Here is an 18,070-nt window from a genome sequence, read left to right as displayed (position 1 = left end):
AGAACTATCGAGTTCCGGAAATTCAGCCTACCGAGCGCAGGTGCTTGCCGTGCGAAGTCTCCTGGCCGACGACGGTCAGGATCAGCTGCGCCGAGAGATAAGCACGGCACGGTGCGGGCATTCGCCGTGAGAACCAGCCGCGCTTGCAGGTCGCGCACCGGCCGTGCTCGTCGGGCTGGTGCTCGTCGAGCAACGCCTTCACCACCGCGACCACCCTCGGCAACTCAACCCTGGCGAGTACGAGAGCGGTCTGGTCGTCGCCGCGTTCGGCGAGATCGGTGAGTGTGGCCAGGTGGGAGTGCAGCGACTTGTCCAGTTGGCTGAACACCGTGACGGCCATCAGGCTCAGAGCTCCAGTCCTTACGTAAGCAGCCCATGCAGACTGTCGCGCCGAACCTGCGATCTGCAAGTTGCAGTACACGAATGGATGACGTCTCTTTGCGACACGCTGGTTTGCTCTCAAACTGAGAGCGACCAGAACGTGGATGGCACGCAGGAGGAGTCATGCGGGGCAGCAGCCCGACCCTGCGCAAGCGCCGGCTCGTGAGCGAGCTCCGGCGCCTGCGTGAAGTGGCCGGGCTGACGATCGAGGAGGTGGGCGAGCGCCTGGAGTGCTCAGCCTCCAAGATCAGCCGCATCGAGACGGGTCGTGTGGGGGTGAGCCCGCGTGACGTGCGGGACATGCTCACCGCCTACGGTGCGGACGCCGCCACCCTCGACGAACTGGTCCAGCTGGCAAGGGAAGCCCGTCGCAAGGCGTGGTGGGACGAGTTCGGCGACATCGTGCCCGGTCGTTACGTGGGGTACGAGGCCGACGCGGACTCGATCAGGACCTACCAGGGGCTGATGATCCCGGGCCTGCTGCAGTGCGAGGCGTACACGAGGGCGTTGATCTCCCAGGTGCTGCCGGACGCGCGCACCGCGGAGATCGACCGGCGCGTCCGGTTGCGCAAGGCCAGGCAGGCCCTGCTGAGTGAGGACGACCCGTTGCGCCTGCACGTCGTGATCGACGAAGCCGCCCTGCGCCGGCTCGTCGGCGGCGCCGAGGTGATGCGCGTGCAGATGGCGCGTCTTCTCGAAGTCGGTGCGTTGCCGAACGTCACGATGCAGGTCGTGCCGTTCAGCGCCGGTGGTCATGCTGCGATGGACGGCCCGTTCGTCATCCTGAGCTTTCCGGAGCAGCTCGACTCCGACGTGGTGTACATCGAAAGCACCAGAAGCGGCGTCTACCTGGAACAACAGTCAGACGTCCATTCCTACGCCGAGATGTTCGAGCGTCTCGTGAGCTCCGCCCAGACCCCGCGGGAATCGGTAACCCTGATCACGGAGATCGCTCGCACTCTCGCGTGACTGCGATCGGGAGTGAACAGAGTGGAAAGCTTGCAGTGGCGCAAGAGCAGCCGATCCTCGGCCGGTGGGCCCGACTGCGTGGAGATCGCGCTCGTCGCCTCCGGCACTGCCGTCCGTGACAGCAAGAACGCGGACGGAGGGCGGCTGGAGTTCGGTGGCGCGGGGTGGGACACCTTCCTCGCCGCCGCGAAGACCGGCTCTTTTGTCAGCTGATCGTCAGATGTACGAGGAAGGCCCCGGCTGGAGTTCCAGCCGGGGCCTTCTCGCGTAAGGGGACGTGGGCCGGCCGGCGTTCCGCCGCCGCGGGCTGGATGCCCCTTGCACGCCGGCCGACCCACGTCGATCATGGGGAGCAGCGGGTGTTCCGCTGTCCGGTCCAACCTGCTCCGACTCGGCGATCTCCGGTTTCCGTTGATCTCGCCGTCTGTGGTTGGTTGGACACGCTAAGCGTAAGAATGCCTTCTACAGCACGACTGGAGCCCGACTGAAGTGATCTTCAAGCTCCAGGTGGCCCACAGGCGAAGGACAGATCGGTGACGCACGGCGAGGAACCCCTCCGGTTCGAGGTTCTCGGCCTTCTCCGGGTCGTTCGCGCAGGTCAAGAGGTTGATCTCGGTGCGGCGAAGCAGCGTGCCGTCCTCGCGGTCCTGCTGCTGGCGCGCAACACACCCGTCAGCCGCGGGCACATCATCGAGGCCGTCTGGGGCGACAACGTGCCCTCGAGTGCGGTCAACCTGGTCCAGACCTATGTCGCCGGACTGCGCAGGGCCCTCGAACCGACCCGCGCCAGGAGGGCTCCCGCCGAGCTGCTGACGTCGGTCGGCGACGGCTACCTGATGCGCGTCGAACCCGGTGCCCTGGACCTCGACGTCTTCGAACGTCAAGTGCTGCTCGCGAACCGCATGCGCGCCGCCGGTGACCTGGCCGGAGCCGCGGTCGAGCTCGACGACGCGCTGGCGTTGTTCCGCGCCGAGCCGCTGGGCGGCGTGTCCGGTCTCTTCGCCGACGTGGAACGCGGCCGTCTCGTCGAACGCCGGCTGGCGGTGCTGGAGGAACGCGCCGAGCTCGGTCTCGCGATCGGGCAGGGCCCGGAACTGGTCTCGCAGCTGAGCTTGATGGTCGTCGAGCACCCGCTGCGCGAACGCGGCCACGGGCTGCTGATGAGGGCGTTGGTCCAGGCGGGCCGGCAGGCCGAGGCGCTGGCCGCGTACCGGGAGGCCCGCGCCGTGCTGATCGAGGAGCTCGGCGTCGAGCCGGGTCCTGAACTGCGCCGCGTGCACCAGGCCGTGCTGGCGGGGGACAGTCCTGAGCCGGAACGGGCGCCCGTGCGCGTGCCACAGCCGGTGTCCGCGCCCGAACCCGCGCCGGTGACGATCCCCGCGCAGCTGCCCCGCGCGCCCGTCGCGTTGATCGGCCGGGACACCGAGCTCGGCTACCTGGACGCGTTGCTGCGCGGCCACGACGGCCCGGTGATGCTGGTGACCGGACCGGCGGGGGTCGGCAAGACCGCGCTGGCACTGCACTGGGCGCACCGCGTGCGCGAGGAGTTCCCGGACGGTCAGCTCTACGTCGACGTGCACGGGTACGACCCGAACCGGGAGCCGCTGGAGATCGGCGAGGTGCTCAACCGGTTCCTGCGCGCCCTGGGCGTGCCGGCCGGCGACACCCCCGTCTCCGTCGACGAACGCTCCGCGTTGCTGCGCACGTTGCTGGCGGATCGCCGGATGCTCGTCATGCTCGACAACGTCCGCAGCTCGGCCGACCTGTTACCGCTGCTGCCGGGGGCGCCGTCGTGCGTTGTCGTGACGTCGCGGCGCCGGTTGGTCGGGCTCGTCGCGCAGGTCGAGGCGAAGCTCGTCGAGCTGGACATGCTCGACCCGGACGCCGCCGTCGACGTGCTGGGCCGCATCGCCGGCAGGTCCGACATCGAGGCCGGCGCCCTGCGCGAACTGGCCGAGCTGTGCGACGGCCTGCCGCTGGCGCTGCGGATCGCCGCGGCCCGCCTCGCGGTGTCGCCCCGCCTGCGCGTCGCCGAACTGGTCGAGGAGCTGCAGGACGAGCAGGGCCGCCTGGCCGCGCTCGGCCTGGAGGACGGTGAGGGCACCGTGCGAGCAGCTCTGGACGCCTCGCGCCGGGCGTTGCCCGAGGAGCCGTCACGACTGCTGGCGATCGTCGGCCTGCACCCCGGCGCTGACCTCACCCCGCACGTGGTCGCGGCCATGGGCGACGTCCCGTTGCTGGAGGCCCAACGCGCGCTGGACGCGTTGACGGCCGCGAACCTGCTGTCCGTCAGCGAACCCGGCCGGCACGTCGCGCACGACATCGTCCGCGTCTACACCAAGACGCTGGCCGGTGAGCTGTCCGAGCCGGAACGCCGGGCCGCGACCGGCCGCATGCTCGACTACTACCTGCACTGCGCGGACCTCGCGGACGGCCTGCTGCCGATCAACCGCGGCAGCGTCCTGGTCGCGCCGGAACACCGGCCCGTGCACGTGCCCGCGATCTCCGGTGCCGCGGACGCGACGGCCTGGTTCGACGCCGAGCGCGCCAACCTGATCGCCGCCGCCGAACTCGCCTCGGGGTCGGGCTGGCACGTGCACGCGTGGCAGCTGCCGTACACGTTGTCCCGGTACCTGTGGCTGCGGACCGAACGCGAGACCTCGTTGCGCCTCACCGAAGCCGCGTTGCAGGCCGCCATCGCGCTGAACGACGACGACGCCCGGTTCGTCATGCAGTTCAACCTGGGCGTCGCGCTGCTGCAGTTCGAACGGTTCGAAGAGGCGTTGCAGGCCCAGCAGGGCGCACTGGAGGTGGCGCGCCGCAAGGAGGACGTGCACCAGCAGGCCCGTGCCCTGACGACGGTCGCCGGCACGTTGCAGGACCTGGGCCGGGCCGCCGAGGCCGAGGAGCACTACCGCGAGGCCATGGAGATCTCGCGGATCGCGGGCTCGAAGTGGGCCGAGGCCAACGCCCACCACCACCTGGGGCTGCTCTACCTGAGCACCCAGCGCTTCGACGACGCGATGCCGTGGCTGCGGGTGGCGCTGCGGATGTACCACGAGGTCGGCGAGCAGTGCGGGGAAGCGGCCTGCCACACCGACATCTCCACGGCTCTGCTGGAGACCGGCGACACGGACGGCGCGCTGTCTGCCGCCCGTACGGCGTTGGCCGTGGCGTGCGACGCCGTCTCGCCGTACCACCAGGCGCTGGCGCACGACCGGCTCGCGGCGGTGTTCGAGCAGCTCGGCGCGGCTGGGGCCGCGGCGCACTGGCAACGGGCGCTGGCGTTGTTCACCGAGCTGGGGGCGCCGGAAGCGGACGGGGTGAGGGCCCGGCTGGCTCGCGCACGTGCGGTGACGGTCGGGTAAGGGGTTCCGCGCGCAGGACTGCGTGTTCGCCCGATGCCTGAGGTGAGGCCTCAGGACGAACCTCAGGCTCATGAACGAATGGACCCCTGAGGCGATCAAGGCGGAAATCGACTACCGGCGTGGCACCGCGGTGTGCAACTGGCGCCGGGCGAACCGCGACATGCCGTCGTGGATCAGCCGGGTGATGCACCGCACCTCTGGAAAACACGGCAACGCCGGCTCATGACATGTGCGAGCATGCCACTTGTGGCGCGCCTCGGTTCTGGAATTCCTCTCGTCGCACGCGATCGGGAACTGGACCGGTTGCGTACCGCATTGGCGCAGGCGGGCGAGGGCACCGCGGGGGCGGTGCTGCTCGCGGGTGACGCCGGCGTCGGCAAGACCCGGTTGATCGACGAGCTGGCCGCCGGCGCCGACGACACCCTGGTCCTCATGGGACGGTGCCTCGACGCGGGCGAGACCGGCCTGCCGTACCTGCCGTTCGCCGAGGCGCTGGGCACGTTGAAGAGCGACGTGTCGCACCGGCCCGCGCTCGCGATGTTGCTGCCCCAGCTGGCGTTGCCGGCCGCACGCGAGCCCGGCACCGAGGGCATGATCGCGCCGAGCCTGGTCCCGGGCCGCAGGCCGGAGCAGGACGTCGGCCAGCTGCAGCTGTTCGACGCCGTGCTCGGGCTTCTCGGTGATCTCTCCGAACAGCAGCGCGTGCTGCTCGTCGTCGAGGACCTGCACTGGGCCGACGCGTCCACCCGGTACCTGCTGTCGTTCCTGTTGTCCCGCCTGCGTTCCCAGCGCCTGCTGGTCGTCGGCACCTATCGCGCGGACGACCTGCACCGCAGCCATCCGTTGCGCCCCTTGCTGTCCGAGCTGGTCCGGCTGCCCGCCGTCGACCGCCTGGACCTCGCGCCGTTCAACGCGGCGGACGCCCGCCGGTTCGTCGAGGCACTGTCCGACGACCTGCCCGAGGACGTCCTCCGGCAGGTCGCGGAACGCTCCGAGGGCAACGCCTTCTTCGCCGAGGAACTCATCGCGGTGGCCACCTGTGACGACGCCAGGTCGTTGCCGTCCGCACTCGCCGACGTCCTGCTCAGCCGGGTCGAGAGCCTCAGCCCCGAGGCGCAGCACGTCGTCCGCGTCGCCTCGGTGCGGGGCCGCCGGGTCCGGCACTACCGCTTGCACGAGGTGTCGGGCATGTCCGACCTCGCGTTCGACGCGGCGTTGCGCGAACTGGTCCAGCACCACCTGCTCGTCGTGCACGACGACGAGGTCTACGCCTTCCGCCACGCGTTGGTCCGAGAAGCCGTCTACGGCGACCTGCTGCCCGGTGAACGGGTCCGGTTGCACGCCGCGTACGCCCGTCACCTGGCGCAGCACCTGGAGGAGCGCGGTGCCTCGGCGGCACTGGCCCACCACGCCTTCGAGAGCCACGACCTGCCGACGGCCCTGAACGCCTCGATCATGGCGTCCAAGGAGGCCGAACGCGCCGGTGCGCCCGCGGAGTCGTTGCGGTACCTGGAAAAGGCCCTCAACCTGTGGAACGCCGTCGCCGAGGCGGATCGTCCGTCCGATGTGGATGAATCCGTGCTGCTGCGGCGCGCGTCCTGGGTCGCGGGCACGGCCGGGCAGCCGGAACGCGCGGTCGCGTTCGCCCGCAGCGCCACCAAGGCGATCAGCGCCGAGCAGACGCCGGAGGAGGCCGCCGAGATCTGGTTGCGGCTCTCGCAGGCGCTGTCGATCCTCGACGGCAACGAGGAGGAGCACTTCCTGGTCCTGGCCAAGGCGCTCCAGCTCGTGCGGGACCGCGAGCCCAGCCCCACGCGCGCCCGTGTGTTCGCGGGCAAGGCCTCTTCCCTGCGCCAGCAACGCAAGGACGCCGAAGCGCGCGAAGCGGCGGAGCTGGCGATCGCGGACGGCCAGACGGCGAACGCGCCGGGTGCGATCGCGGACGGCCTGGGAACCATGGCGATCCTCGACGACCACGCGAACCGGCCGGAGGACGCGAAGGCCAGCTTCGAGCGCGCGATCCAGCACGCGCGCGAGGTCGGCGCGTTCAACAACGAGCTGAGGGCTTGGTACTACTACGGGATGATGCACTACGACCGCGGCGAACTGGCCGAGGCGGCGCGCGTCTACAACCTCGCGGGGGCCAGGGCCAAGGAGACCGGCCTGACCTGGAGCATGTTCGGCCTGGAGATCCGCATCCTGCAGGTGCTGGTGCACTACTACATCGGCGACTGGGACTACGCGGCGTGGGCCAGCGAACCGCCCGGCATGTCGGTGTCGTCGACGGTGCTGGCGCGGCTGGCGTCGGCGAGCACCCACCTCACGGTCTCGCGCGGAGACCTGGCCGAGTCCGAGCGGATGATCACCAAGCTGCGCAGCGACTGGCACCGCGACATCCAGATCGCCCTGATCAACGGCGGCACGGGCGCGGAGCTCGCGTTGTGGCGCGGCCGTCCGGAGCTGGCCGTCGAACGCGTCACGGACGCGCTGGAGTGGGCGCGCAAGCTCGGCGGTCCGTGGATGCTCGCCGGCATCAGGATCGGCGCGATCGGCATCGCGGCGCACGCGGAGATCGCCGCCAAGGCACGCCGCAAGCGCGACACCGAGGCCGAGCGGAACGCGGTCACTGCCGGTCACGAGCTCGCCGAGCACGTGCGGCTGACCGCGCGGAACGGCAAGCCGCGCGCGGGCACCCTCGGCCCGGAGGGACGCGCCTGGCTGGCCCGTGCCAACGCCGAGGAGTCGCGGCTGCGGGGAGCGGGTGATCCGGAGCTGTGGCACAAGGCCGTCGACGAGTTCGGCTACGGGGTCGCGTTCGAGCAGGCGCTGTGCCGGTGGCGTCTCGCGGAGGCGTTGCTGGGCGCGGAACGCCGGGACGAGGCCGCCGAGCAGCTGCGACTGGCCGACGAGGTGGCGACGCGGCTCAAGGCCGTTCCGCTCGCCACGGCCGTCGCGTCGTGCGCCAAGCGGGCCCGCATCAGCCTCAGGGCCGACGAACCGGTGCGCGAGCAGGTCGACCTCTTCACCCCGCGGGAACGCGACGTGCTCGGCCTGGTGGCCGCGGGACGGACGAACCGCGAGGTCGGCGAGGAGCTCTACATCAGCGAGAAGACCGTTTCCGTGCACCTCTCCCGGATCATGGCGAAGCTGGGGGCGTCGCGGCGCGCGGAGGCCGTGGCCATCGCGTACGACCGGGGTCTGCTGGAATAGCGCCGGTTGTCATACCTCAGGCTGACGCGCAACGCGTCGCCGAGTTGATGTCCGCGCACTCAGCTTCCTCATAGCTTCTTCCTCAGCAAGGAACATCCCCTGTGAGGAAGGCACGAGACATGTCTGCACTGGTGTCCGAGGTCGGCACCCGGACCGCCGCGGCGGCCCACAACCTGGTGAAGGTCTACGGCAAGGGTGACACCGCGGTGCGGGCGCTCGACGGCATCAACGTCGCCTTCCAGGCCGGCCGCTTCACCGCGATCATGGGCCCGTCCGGCTCCGGCAAGTCCACGCTGATGCACTGCCTCGCGGGACTGGACACGGTCGACAGCGGCGAGATCCACATCGGACAGACCGAGATCACGAAGCTGAACGACAAGGACCTGACCAAGCTGCGCCGCGACCGCGTCGGCTTCGTGTTCCAGGCCTTCAACCTGCTGCCGACGCTGACCGCCGAGCAGAACATCCTGCTGGGCCTGGAGCTCGCCGGCCGCAAGCCCGACCGCGAGTGGTTCGACACGATCGTCAACGTGCTGGGCCTGCGCGACAGGCTCACGCACCGCCCGACCGAGCTGTCCGGTGGCCAGCAGCAGCGCGTGGCGTGCGCCCGTGCGCTCGTCGCCCGTCCCGAGGTCATCTTCGCCGACGAGCCGACCGGCAACCTGGACTCGCGCAGCGGCGCCGAGGTCCTCGACTTCCTGCGCATGTCGGTCCGCAAGATGGGCCAGACCGTGATCATGGTGACGCACGACCCGGTGGCCGCGAGCTACGCGGACCGCGTGGTGCTGCTCGCCGACGGCCGGCTCGCGGGCGAGATCCACCAGCCCACCACCGAGTCCGTCGTCAACGCCCTCACGCACCTGGGGGCGTGAGCTACCGATGCTGAAGACGATCCTCGCGGGCCTTCGAGCCCGCACGGCGAGGCTGGTGCTGTCCAGCATCGCCATCGCGCTCGGCGTCGCGTTCGTGACGGGCACGCTCGTGCTCGGCGACGCGGTCGGGGAACAGACGAGGGACAACTTCGCCCGCAGCGCCCGCAACGTCGACGCGGCCGTGCACACGGGCGAGAACAGCCCCAACCGGGAGGACGGCATCCCCGCCGGCTTCCTGCAGAAGATCCGCGACACCCCCGGTGTCGAGGGCGCCGACTCGCGTGAGTTCGGCAGCGCCGCGTTGCTCAGCGGCGAGGGCAAGGCGCGCAGCGCACTGGTGCAGCCGCTGCCGACGACGGAGAAGCTGCGCGACTTCAACCTCAAGGACGGCAAGTTCCCGGCCAAGGCCGACGAGGCCGCGATCGACGTCAAGACCGCCCAGGTCGCGAAGCTCAAGGTCGGTGACAAGCTCAAGCTGCTCGACGAGAGCAACGCCGAGCACCCGTTCACCATCGTCGGCACCTACCAGCAGGGCGCCAGCAGCATCTCGATGTCCGGCAGCGACCACGTCCTGGTCTCGCCGGAGGGTCTGCGCACGGTGATCCCGGTGCAGCGGATCTACGAGATCGTCGCGGTCGCGAAGCCCGGTGTGTCGCAGCAGCAGCTCGTCACCGACATCACCAAGGCGATCGGCGCCGGCTACGAGGTGCAGACCGGTGAGCAGCTGACCCAGGCCACGCTGGCGCAGGTCGGTGACGCCGCGAGCGAGATCAAGACGTTCCTGCTCGCGTTCGCCGCGATCTCGCTCGTCGTCGCGGGCATGGTGATCTACAACACCTTCACGATCCTCGTCGCCCAGCGCACGAAGGAACTCGCGCTGCTGCGTTGCGTCGGGGCGAACCGCTCGCAGGTGTTCCGCAGCGTGCTCGCCGAAGCGCTCTTCATGGGACTCACGGCGTCCGTGCTCGGCCTCCTCGGCGGAGTCGGCGTCTCGGCCGGCCTGCAGGCGTTCATCAGCACGGTGGGCGGTGGCGGCCCCGGTGGCGAGGACGCCCCGATCCGCCTGCCGATCTCGTGGGTGACCATCGCCGCCGGCTTCGGTGTCGGCGTGGTCGTGACCGTGCTGTCGGCCGTGCTGCCGGCGCGCCGCGCCACGAAGGTCGCCCCGGTGGCGGCCCTGCGTTCGCAGCCGGACAGCTCCGACGACGTCGCCCGCACCGGCAAGGTCCGGATCGTCGTCGCGGCACTGATCGCGCTGGCCGGTGGCGTCGCCGTCTACTTCGGACTGCAGCAGGAGAAGGAAGAGCCGGCGATGTTCATCACCGGTGGCGCCACGATGGTCCTGCTGCTCGCGGTTCTGCTCCTCGGCCCGCTGTACGTGCCGGTGGTGAACCGCCTGTTCGGCAAGGCGCTGCGCGGTGTCCCGGCGAAGCTGGCCTCGGCCAACGCGGGCCGCAACCCCAAGCGCACGGCCGCCACCACGGCGGCGCTGATGATCGGCGTGACCATCGTCGCCATGGTGACGGTCGTGGCCGGCAGCGGCCGCGCGACCATGAACGAGCAGGTCGACAAGCGGTTCCCGTCCGACTACGCGGTCAAGTCGAACGTCTACAGCCAGCCGCTCACGCAGAAGTTCACCGACGAGCTCGCGAAGGTGCGCAACGTGGCGCAGGTCGCGCCCGAGCTCAGGGCCTACGGCGAGTCGCCCAAGCTCGAGTACGCCGACGTCACCGGCTACCCGGCCGAGGCGCTCGGGTCGCTGGTGCGGCCGGACCTCGCCGCGGGCACGCTGGCAGGGCTCAAGGACGGCGAGATCGCGATGCGCGAGAAGGAGGCCAAGGTCGCGGGCGTCGCCATCGGCTCCACCGTCCCGATCAGCGGCAAGGACCTCAAGGTCGTCGCGCTGATCAAGGACAACAGCTACGGCACCGGCATCGTGACGCTCGAGACCGCCGAGTCGTTGCTCAAGGAGCCCGTCAAGGGCTACCAGAACGTGCTGGTCAAGCTGGCGCCGGGCACGGACATCACGCAGGCCCGCGCCGACCTGGAGCGGTTCATCGCGACCTCGCCGGTGGCGGTGCTCGACTCCGCGGCCGAGACCAAGGCCGAGCTGAACGGGCAGATCGACCAGATCCTGATGTTCATCTGGGCCCTCGTCGGCCTGGCTCTCATCATCGCCCTGTTCGGCATCGCGAACACGCTGACGCTCTCGGTGCTGGAACGGACCCGCGAGTCCGCCCTGCTGCGGGCGCTGGGCCTGACCAGGGGCCAGCTGCGGCAGATGCTCGTGGTCGAGTCGATCCTGATGGCGCTGATCGGCGCGGTCGTGGGTGTGCTGCTCGGCGCCGGGTTCGGGTGGCTGCTGGTCGAGGCGATCTCCAACTCGGAGTTCACGATCAGCTTCTCCATCCCGTTCGGTCAGATCGGCATCATGCTCGGCCTGGCCGTGGTCGCGGCGGTCATCGCGGCAGCCCTGCCGGCCCGTCGCGCGGCCAGGAACTCCGTGGTCGCGGGCATGGCGGAGGCGTAGGAAATCTGGGAAGACACCCCGCCCGGCCTCGCTGTCGGGGGCCACGGCCGGGCGGGTTCGGGAGTGCGGGAACAGGGGCCGCACGACCGGGGGATCGGTGGAGGTCCGGTGCTGTCGGGGCACCGGGCCTCCACTGCGTTCACAGGCGCGACGCCGGCCGTTCCCGCGTTGGCTCGGGTGGTGTGGTGCCCGCGTTGAGCGCGTGGATGATCTCCGGTCGTTCCTCTGGACGGGTACCGCGCAGGGCGATCAGCAGTGCCAGGACCCGGCTGCCGGTCAGGGAGCGGAAAGCCAGGAAACCGAGTGCTGCCAACGGTCCCAGGGTCATGATGCTGGACCACACGGCTGCCTCCCGAAGGTCGTTTCGTTCATCCGACGATCGCACGGGTGACGGAGGTCGTGCGCAGTCTCTCCGTCGGCTCGGCCGAAGTTTCGGTAGTCGTGCGGCGCAGCAGGTTCGTCCACCACTGAACCTCTCAGGCGATCGCCACAGGCAAAGCGGACTGAGCGCGCGGCGAGGCGGCCGGCCCCTCATTGCCGGATCGACAGTGGGGCCGTGAGTAATTTTCCGCGAGCACGAGGTAGTTCGCCACTGCTTTGCCACCTGCGTGAACAAGTGCTCGTCATCCGCCCTGGCGGCACCCGGACCGCGGATCCGGAAAAAATCTTGGAGACCGCGCGTCACTTTCGGCCCGCAAGCCCCTCTACCTGGGGTGAGGGACGACCGGAGCGAGGGCCCGGTCGTCCCTCTTCGCCGTTTCCGGGGGGCCTGTGGTCGCTCGATCCGGGACGTTCGGCGTTTCGGTCCAGGTTTTTGTTGCCTGCCTCCACAAAGTTACGGAACGATGTCGACCGCTTGACACCCGCGCGTCTCCGGTTGAGTGTGAGAGCGCTCTCATCACAGTTAAGCGCCGCTCACGGCGTCGTCGAGGAGGACGGATGAGCACAAGACTGGTCGGCAGCGTCGCTGCGACCCTCGCGATGGTTCTGGTCGCTGGATGCGGCGGGAGTTCCGGGGCCGACGGCAAGATCGAGCTGTCGCTGGGTCTGTTCTCCGACTTCGGGTACGACAAGCTCATCGAGGAGTACATGGCCTCGCACTCGAACATCAAGATCGAGCAGCGCAAGGTCAAGATGGAGCAGCACAACACGCAGCTCGCGACTCAGCTCGCGGGTGGCCGTGGTGCCGCGGACATCGTCGCCCTCGAGGAGGGCGTGGTCTCGCAGTTCCGCGCCTCCAAGGACAAGTTCGTGAACCTGGCGGAGTACGGGGCCAAGGATCTGAAGGACCAGTGGGCCGGGTGGAAGTGGAACCAGGGCACCGCCGACGGCGGTGAGTTCGTGCTGGGGCTGGGCACGGACATGGGCAGCCTGGGCCTCTGCTACCGCGCCGACCTGTTCGCGGCGGCGGGCCTGCCCACCGACCGGACCGAGGTCGCCAAGCTGTGGCCGACCTGGGCCGACTACGCGAAGGTCGCCGACCAGTTCGCGGCCAAGACGCCGAACGTGAAGTTCGTCGACACCGGCCGCAACGTCTACAAGGCGATCCTCGACCAGACCGAGGAGGGCTACTTCGCGAAGGACGACTCGTACATCGCGGAGAAGAACGACAAGGTCAAGGCGGCGTTCGACCAGGCGGCGGCGCTCGGCACCAAGGGGCAGACCGGTGCTCTCGAGCCGTTCAGCCAGGACTGGAACGTCGCGCTGAAGCAGGGTTCGTTCGCCACGACCACGTGCCCGGCCTGGGCGCTCGCGCTGATCAAGGCGGGTGCCGGCGACGCGGCTGCCGGGAAGTGGGACGTGACGACGGCGCCCGGCGGTGGCGGCAACTGGGGTGGCTCGTTCCTGGCCGTCCCGAAGCAGGGCAAGCACCCGAAGGAGGCCTACGAGCTCGCCAAGTGGCTCACGGCCCCCGAGCAGCAGAAGCGGATCTTCAAGGAGACCGGCAACCTGCCGAGCCAGCCGAAGGTCTACCAGGACGCCGAGGTGCAGGCGACCGTCAACGAGTACTTCAACAAGGCTCCGGTGGGTCAGATCTTCGCGACCTCCGCTGAGTCGCTGAAGCCGACCTACCGCGGCACGAAGGACTCGAAGGTCGGCCCGGTGTTCGGCACCGCGCTGACCCGCGTGGAGCAGGGCAAGCAGTCCGCGGCTGAAGCGTGGACGCAGGCCCTGAAGGAAGCGACGGACGCCGCCAAGTGACGGTGACTCGTCCAGAGACCGAGGCGGCTCCGGCCGTCTCGGTTTCGCCTTCCAAGGAGCCGAAGCGCTTCCGGCTGAACCACTGGGACGCCAGGTACACGCCGTACCTGATCATCGCGCCGTTCTTCCTGGTGTTCGGGATCTTCGGGCTGTACCCGCTGGTGTACACGGCGTGGGTGTCGCTGCACGACTGGCAGCTGATCGACGGCAACCAGGGGTTCGTCGGTGTCGCCAACTACGTCGAGCTCTTCGGCGACGCCAAGTTCTGGAACGCGCTGTTCAACACGCTGAGTCTGTTCGTGCTCTCGACGGTGCCGCAGCTGCTGGCCGCGCTGGGCCTCGCCGCGTTGCTGGACCGGGGTCTGCGCGGCAGCGCGTTCTGGCGGGCCGGTGTGCTGCTGCCCAACGTCATCTCGGTCGCCGCGGTGGCGCTGGTGTTCGCGCAGTTCTTCGGCCGCGACTTCGGCATCGTGAACTTCCTGCTCGGGTTCGTCGGCATCGACCCGATCGACTGGCGTGCCGAGACGTGGGCGTCGCACCTCGCGGTGTCGACCATGGTCATGTGGCGCTGGACGGGGTACAACGCGCTGATCTACCTGGCGGCGATGCAGTCCGTGCCCAAGGACATGTACGAGTCGGCCACCCTGGACGGCGCGGGGCGCTGGCGGATGTTCTGGTCGATCACCGTGCCGTCGATCCGGCCGACCATCCTGTTCACCGTCGTCACCTCGACGATCGGCGGTCTGCAGCTGTTCGCCGAACCCGCGCTGTTCGACCCCGGGTTCGCCGCCAACAACTCCACCGGCGGTTCCGACCGGCAGTTCCAGACGCTGGTGCTCTACATGTACGAGAAGGGCTTCCGGTTGTTCGACGCCGGCTACGCGGCCACCGTCGCGTGGATGTTGTTCGTGGTCGTCCTGATCGTCGCGATCATCAACTTCGCGCTGACGCGCCGCATCGCGGGCAAGGGGTGATCGCATGAAGAACGCCAAGGCGGGACCCCTGCTCTACGGGTTCCTGGTCGCCGTGCTCGCCGCGTCGATCTTCCCGCTGTACTACTCGTTCATCGTCGCGTCGAAGGACAACTCCGTCCTCGGCGAGAAGGTCCCGCCGCTGATCCCCGGCGGCAACCTGGTCGAGAACATCACCCGCGTCTTCGACACCGTCGACTTCTGGCTCGCCATGCAGAACTCGTTCATCGTGGCGTCGAGCGTGGCGATCTCGAACGTCGTGCTGGGCACGCTGGCCGGGTTCGCGTTCTCGCGGCTGCGGTTCCGGGGCCGCGACTCGTTGTTCCTGGTCGTGCTCGGCACCGCGATGGTGCCGACGCAGCTCGGCGTGATCCCGCTGTACATGCTGATGTCCGACCTCGACTGGTACGGCACCCTGCAGGCGGTCATCGTGCCGGTGCTGATCGGCTCGTTCGCGGTGTTCTGGATGCGCCAGGCGTGCGAGGAGACCGTGCCGTACGAGCTGATCGAGGCGGCACGCATGGACGGCTGCTCGGTGCTGCGGACGTTCTGGCACGTAGGGTTCCCGGCGGTGCGGCCCCAGGCGGCGGTGCTGGGGATGTTCACGTTCATGACGGCCTGGAACGACTTCTTCTGGCCGTTGATCGTGCTCGACCCCAACGACAGCCCGACGGTCCAGGTGGCCCTGTCGACGCTGGCCAGCGGGTACTACACCGACTACTCGCTGATGCTCGCCGGCGCCTCCATCGCGGTGCTGCCGGTGATCGCGATCTTCGTCCTGCTGTCGCGTCAGATCGTGGGCGGCATCATGCAGGGCGCCCTAAAGGGATGACACTGCGCAGGGCTCAAGCCACAAGGATGTGAATGTATGACGACCGACTCGGACGTCGAGGTCGGGCAGGAGGTGCTGACCTTCCCGCCGGACTTCCTCTGGGGAGCGGCGACCGCGGCGTTCCAGATCGAAGGCGCGACCACGGCGGACGGTCGTGGCGCGTCGATCTGGGACACGTTCGCCGCGACGCCCGGCAAGGTGCTGGCCGGTGACACGGGCGACCCCGCCTGCGACCACTACCACCGGTACCAGTCCGATGTGGACCTGATGGAGTCCCTCGGCCTGGCCTCGTACCGGTTCTCCGTCGCGTGGCCCCGGATCCAGCCCAGCGGCAGCGGCCAGGTCGAGGAGCGCGGGCTCGCGTTCTACGACCGGCTGGTGGACTCGCTGCTGGAGAAGGACATCCAGCCGCTCGCCACGCTGTACCACTGGGACCTGCCACAGGTTCTGGAGGACTTCGGCGGCTGGCGCAACCGCGACACCGCCTACCGCTTCGCCGAGTACGCGGCCATCGTGCACGAACGGCTCGGCGACCGGGTGCAGGCCTGGACCACGCTGAACGAGCCGTGGGTCTCGGCGTTCCTGGGCTACGGCAACGGGATCCACGCGCCGGGCATCACCGACGCGGTCGCGTCCCTGGAGGCGGCGCACCACCTGCTGCTGGCCCACGGGCTCGCCACGCAGGCGTTGCGCGCGCAGGCACCGGAGTCGCACCGGCTGTCGATCGTGCTCAACTTCAGCACGATCTGGGGCGACGACGCGGAGGCCGTCCGCAAGGTCGACGGCCTGCAGAACCGCATCCTGCTCGACCCGGTCCTCGGCAAGGGCTACCCGCTCGACGTCCTGCAGGACACGACGTGGCTGGGTGACTGGACGAACGTGGTCCGCGACGGGGACATGGAGACCATCGCGACCCCGGTCGACTGGATCGGCGTGAACTACTACAACCCGACCCGCGTCGCGCCGGCCGACCCGGACTTCGTGCCAGCCGGTCCGCACGCGGGCCTGCGCGGTGTGTCGATCCAGCCGCCGCAGGGCGAGCTCACCGGCTTCGGGTGGGAGCAGAACGCCGACGCGTTCACCGAACTGCTGGTGCGCCTGTCCCGGGACACGGCGGGGGTGCCGCTGGTGGTCACGGAGAACGGGTCCGCGTTCCCGGACGTCGTCGACCCGGCGGGTCGCGTGTACGACGTCCAGCGGACGAAGTACCTGGTGGACCACGTGCGCGCGGTGCACAGGGCGATCTCCGAGGGCGCCGACATCCGCGGCTACCTGGCGTGGTCGCTGCTCGACAACTTCGAGTGGGCGGCCGGGTACTCGCAGCGGTTCGGGATCGTGCACGTCGACTTCGAGACGCAGCAGCGCACGGTCAAGGAGAGCGCGGCCACGCTGTCCCGGATCATCGGGCAGAACGGGCTCCCCGCGCACGGTTACACCGTTTAGCGCACAGGACGGGCCGAGGGGGCCTTGGCGCTCTCACCTGCGGATACTCGTGTCCACAGGTGAGAGCGCTCTCTTGTGTCAGCGCCTGCGCAGGACCCTGGGATCGGCGTGCAGGTTCTCCCCGAGCCTGATGGTGATGAACTCGTTGTTGTCCGGCTTGCCCGGCGTGCGGCCCGACGACGACGGGAAGTTGTTGTCGTTGAGCACCGCGATCGTGCGGTCGTCGAGGATCGTGACGTCCTCGATCGTGACGAACGGGAACTCGAACGGGTCCGCCTGCCCGCCGACGTGCTTCGGGTTGGCGAGGTTCAGCAGGTCGGCGACCATCGTCTTGTCGAGCTTGCCGTCGGAGTTCCTGTCGCGCTTGTCGGCGAGGTAGACGCGCTTGACGATCGCGTCGGCACCCTGGGCGCTGTCCCGCTCGATGATCAGCAGCCGGTTGTCGTCGACCGCGATGGCGTCGCCGATGGCGAAGTTCGGGTCCTCCAGCTGGTAGCGCCAGGTCCTGCCGGTGAAGCTGTTGGACGCGATGTCGAACTCGTTGAGGCGCAGCGTGCCCGGCGTGTCACCGGCGACGGTGCCCTCCAGCAGCGCGTTGATCCTCTTGCCGTCCGGCGAGAGCGTGATGCCCTCGAAGCCCTTGCTGCCGCCCAGGTTCGGGTTGCCCGCGGGGTTCTCCGGAGCGCGCACGCCCGGCAGCGGCGCGGGTGGTGCCATCAGGCGGCCGGCGCGGTCGAAGTGCAGCAGGTACGGGCCGAACTCGTCGCCCATCCAGTACGTGCCGTCGGCGCCTCGGGTGACCGACTCGACGTCGATGTCGGCGCCGGTGATCACCCGGTCCTGCCTGGTCAGCGGGAACGGGATGTGGCCGTTCGGGTCGGTCAGCGTGACGCCGCCGAGCACGTCGACGGTGTTCTTCGCGAAGTCCGGCGCGATGCGGTGGATGCGCAGCAGGAAGTCCGCGCTGTTGGCCTTGGTGCCGTAGCCGTTGTCGGAGATGGCGTCGAACGTGCCGTCGCTGTTGCGGACGAGACCGCTGAAGCCCTGGATCGGCTGGTCCGCGAACGGCGGCGTGACCCCGTTGACCGGGGCCGTCCCCAGTGCCGCGCCGCTCGGTTCGCTGCCGGGCAGGTAGGTCTCCGCCGGGAGGAAGGCGAAGTTCGTCAGCGTGGCCTGCCGGGGAGGCTTCTGACCGGAGGCTCCGGGAGCGGCGGTGGTGGGCGTGGCCAGTGCCGTGACGGTGAGCAAAGTGAGGCCTACGGCCAGTGTTCTCCTCATGCGGCGACCCTATG

14 protein-coding genes are annotated in these 18,070 nt (G+C 69.4%); 11 read left to right on the top strand and 3 right to left on the bottom strand.

Going from position 1 to position 18,070, the window contains the following annotated elements:
* Nucleotides 1-22: 22 nt before the first annotated feature.
* Nucleotides 23-340 carry a hypothetical protein gene (locus DFR72_RS20945; protein ID WP_089917134.1) on the bottom strand — a complete coding sequence of 106 codons (318 nt, stop codon included), beginning with the start codon at nucleotides 338-340 and terminating at the stop codon, nucleotides 23-25.
* 164 nt (nucleotides 341-504) lie between these two features.
* Here DFR72_RS20945 and DFR72_RS20940 point away from each other — a divergent pair, with 164 nt between their 5' ends.
* From DFR72_RS20940 to DFR72_RS20915, 7 genes are all read left to right on the top strand, one after another.
* Complete coding sequence (locus DFR72_RS20940; protein ID WP_090067585.1) at nucleotides 505-1,350, top strand: helix-turn-helix domain-containing protein; 846 nt, start codon at nucleotides 505-507, stop codon at nucleotides 1,348-1,350.
* 21 nt (nucleotides 1,351-1,371) lie between these two features.
* A complete protein-coding gene (locus DFR72_RS20935) occupies nucleotides 1,372-1,563 on the top strand; it encodes a DUF397 domain-containing protein (RefSeq protein ID WP_245983242.1) in 192 nt (63 codons plus the stop codon).
* A gap of 320 nt (nucleotides 1,564-1,883) precedes the next feature.
* The gene (locus DFR72_RS20930; RefSeq protein WP_090067587.1) at nucleotides 1,884-4,718 is read left to right on the top strand and encodes an AfsR/SARP family transcriptional regulator; all 2,835 of its coding nucleotides are present in this window, start codon (nucleotides 1,884-1,886) and stop codon (nucleotides 4,716-4,718) included.
* A 70-nt stretch (nucleotides 4,719-4,788) separates the two neighbouring features.
* Nucleotides 4,789-4,944, top strand: a complete 156-nt coding sequence (locus DFR72_RS45630) for a hypothetical protein (protein WP_170176334.1) — start codon at nucleotides 4,789-4,791, stop codon at nucleotides 4,942-4,944.
* Nucleotides 4,941-7,928: a helix-turn-helix transcriptional regulator gene (locus DFR72_RS20925; RefSeq protein WP_425459903.1), complete on the top strand. Its 2,988-nt coding sequence runs from the start codon at nucleotides 4,941-4,943 to the stop codon at nucleotides 7,926-7,928. Before DFR72_RS45630 ends, DFR72_RS20925 begins: the two co-directional genes overlap by 4 nt.
* 119 nt (nucleotides 7,929-8,047) lie before the next feature.
* A complete protein-coding gene (locus DFR72_RS20920; protein WP_030476986.1) occupies nucleotides 8,048-8,800 on the top strand; it encodes an ABC transporter ATP-binding protein in 753 nt (250 codons plus the stop codon).
* A gap of 7 nt (nucleotides 8,801-8,807) precedes the next feature.
* A complete protein-coding gene (locus tag DFR72_RS20915; protein ID WP_090067589.1) occupies nucleotides 8,808-11,330 on the top strand; it encodes an ABC transporter permease in 2,523 nt (840 codons plus the stop codon).
* A 139-nt stretch (nucleotides 11,331-11,469) separates the two neighbouring features.
* On the opposite strand, the gene DFR72_RS20910 is transcribed toward DFR72_RS20915, so the two are convergent.
* Complete coding sequence (locus tag DFR72_RS20910) at nucleotides 11,470-11,673, bottom strand: hypothetical protein (RefSeq protein ID WP_090067590.1); 204 nt, start codon at nucleotides 11,671-11,673, stop codon at nucleotides 11,470-11,472.
* 596 nt (nucleotides 11,674-12,269) lie between these two features.
* On the opposite strand from DFR72_RS20910, the gene DFR72_RS20905 reads away from it, so the two are divergent.
* The 4 genes from DFR72_RS20905 to DFR72_RS20890 all read left to right on the top strand — a co-directional run bounded on the left by DFR72_RS20905 (nucleotide 12,270) and on the right by DFR72_RS20890 (nucleotide 16,778).
* Nucleotides 12,270-13,532, top strand: coding sequence for an ABC transporter substrate-binding protein (locus tag DFR72_RS20905; protein WP_090067592.1), 1,263 nt, complete (start codon nucleotides 12,270-12,272; stop codon nucleotides 13,530-13,532).
* A 74-nt stretch (nucleotides 13,533-13,606) separates the two neighbouring features.
* Nucleotides 13,607-14,506 carry a carbohydrate ABC transporter permease gene (locus DFR72_RS20900; RefSeq protein ID WP_245983320.1) on the top strand — a complete coding sequence of 300 codons (900 nt, stop codon included), beginning with the start codon at nucleotides 13,607-13,609 and terminating at the stop codon, nucleotides 14,504-14,506.
* Nucleotides 14,507-14,510: 4 nt separating this feature from the next.
* The gene (locus DFR72_RS20895; protein ID WP_090067594.1) at nucleotides 14,511-15,335 is read left to right on the top strand and encodes a carbohydrate ABC transporter permease; all 825 of its coding nucleotides are present in this window, start codon (nucleotides 14,511-14,513) and stop codon (nucleotides 15,333-15,335) included.
* A 36-nt stretch (nucleotides 15,336-15,371) separates the two neighbouring features.
* A complete protein-coding gene (locus DFR72_RS20890) occupies nucleotides 15,372-16,778 on the top strand; it encodes a GH1 family beta-glucosidase (RefSeq protein ID WP_090067596.1) in 1,407 nt (468 codons plus the stop codon).
* A gap of 78 nt (nucleotides 16,779-16,856) precedes the next feature.
* On the opposite strand, the gene DFR72_RS20885 is transcribed toward DFR72_RS20890, so the two are convergent.
* A complete protein-coding gene (locus DFR72_RS20885; RefSeq protein ID WP_090067598.1) occupies nucleotides 16,857-18,056 on the bottom strand; it encodes an esterase-like activity of phytase family protein in 1,200 nt (399 codons plus the stop codon).
* Nucleotides 18,057-18,070: the final 14 nt, after the last annotated feature.

The organism is Lentzea flaviverrucosa, assembly GCF_003350445.1.
Lineage (GTDB): Bacteria > Actinomycetota > Actinomycetes > Mycobacteriales > Pseudonocardiaceae > Lentzea > Lentzea californiensis.
This window is presented reverse-complemented; position numbering and strand designations above follow the sequence as displayed.

What these genes read in the sequence shown, in the direction of transcription:
- DFR72_RS20945 (WP_089917134.1), bottom strand. Translation starts at nt 340, where the DNA reads ATGGCCGTCACGGTGTTCAGCCAACTGGACAAGTCGCTGCACTCCCAC.
- DFR72_RS20940 (WP_090067585.1), top strand. Translation starts at nt 505, where the DNA reads ATGCGGGGCAGCAGCCCGACCCTGCGCAAGCGCCGGCTCGTGAGCGAG.
- DFR72_RS45630 (WP_170176334.1), top strand. Translation starts at nt 4,789, where the DNA reads ATGAACGAATGGACCCCTGAGGCGATCAAGGCGGAAATCGACTACCGG.
- DFR72_RS20925 (WP_425459903.1), top strand. Translation starts at nt 4,941, where the DNA reads ATGACATGTGCGAGCATGCCACTTGTGGCGCGCCTCGGTTCTGGAATT.
- DFR72_RS20920 (WP_030476986.1), top strand. Translation starts at nt 8,048, where the DNA reads ATGTCTGCACTGGTGTCCGAGGTCGGCACCCGGACCGCCGCGGCGGCC.
- DFR72_RS20915 (WP_090067589.1), top strand. Translation starts at nt 8,808, where the DNA reads ATGCTGAAGACGATCCTCGCGGGCCTTCGAGCCCGCACGGCGAGGCTG.
- DFR72_RS20905 (WP_090067592.1), top strand. Translation starts at nt 12,270, where the DNA reads ATGAGCACAAGACTGGTCGGCAGCGTCGCTGCGACCCTCGCGATGGTT.
- DFR72_RS20895 (WP_090067594.1), top strand. Translation starts at nt 14,511, where the DNA reads ATGAAGAACGCCAAGGCGGGACCCCTGCTCTACGGGTTCCTGGTCGCC.
- DFR72_RS20890 (WP_090067596.1), top strand. Translation starts at nt 15,372, where the DNA reads ATGACGACCGACTCGGACGTCGAGGTCGGGCAGGAGGTGCTGACCTTC.
- DFR72_RS20885 (WP_090067598.1), bottom strand. Translation starts at nt 18,056, where the DNA reads ATGAGGAGAACACTGGCCGTAGGCCTCACTTTGCTCACCGTCACGGCA.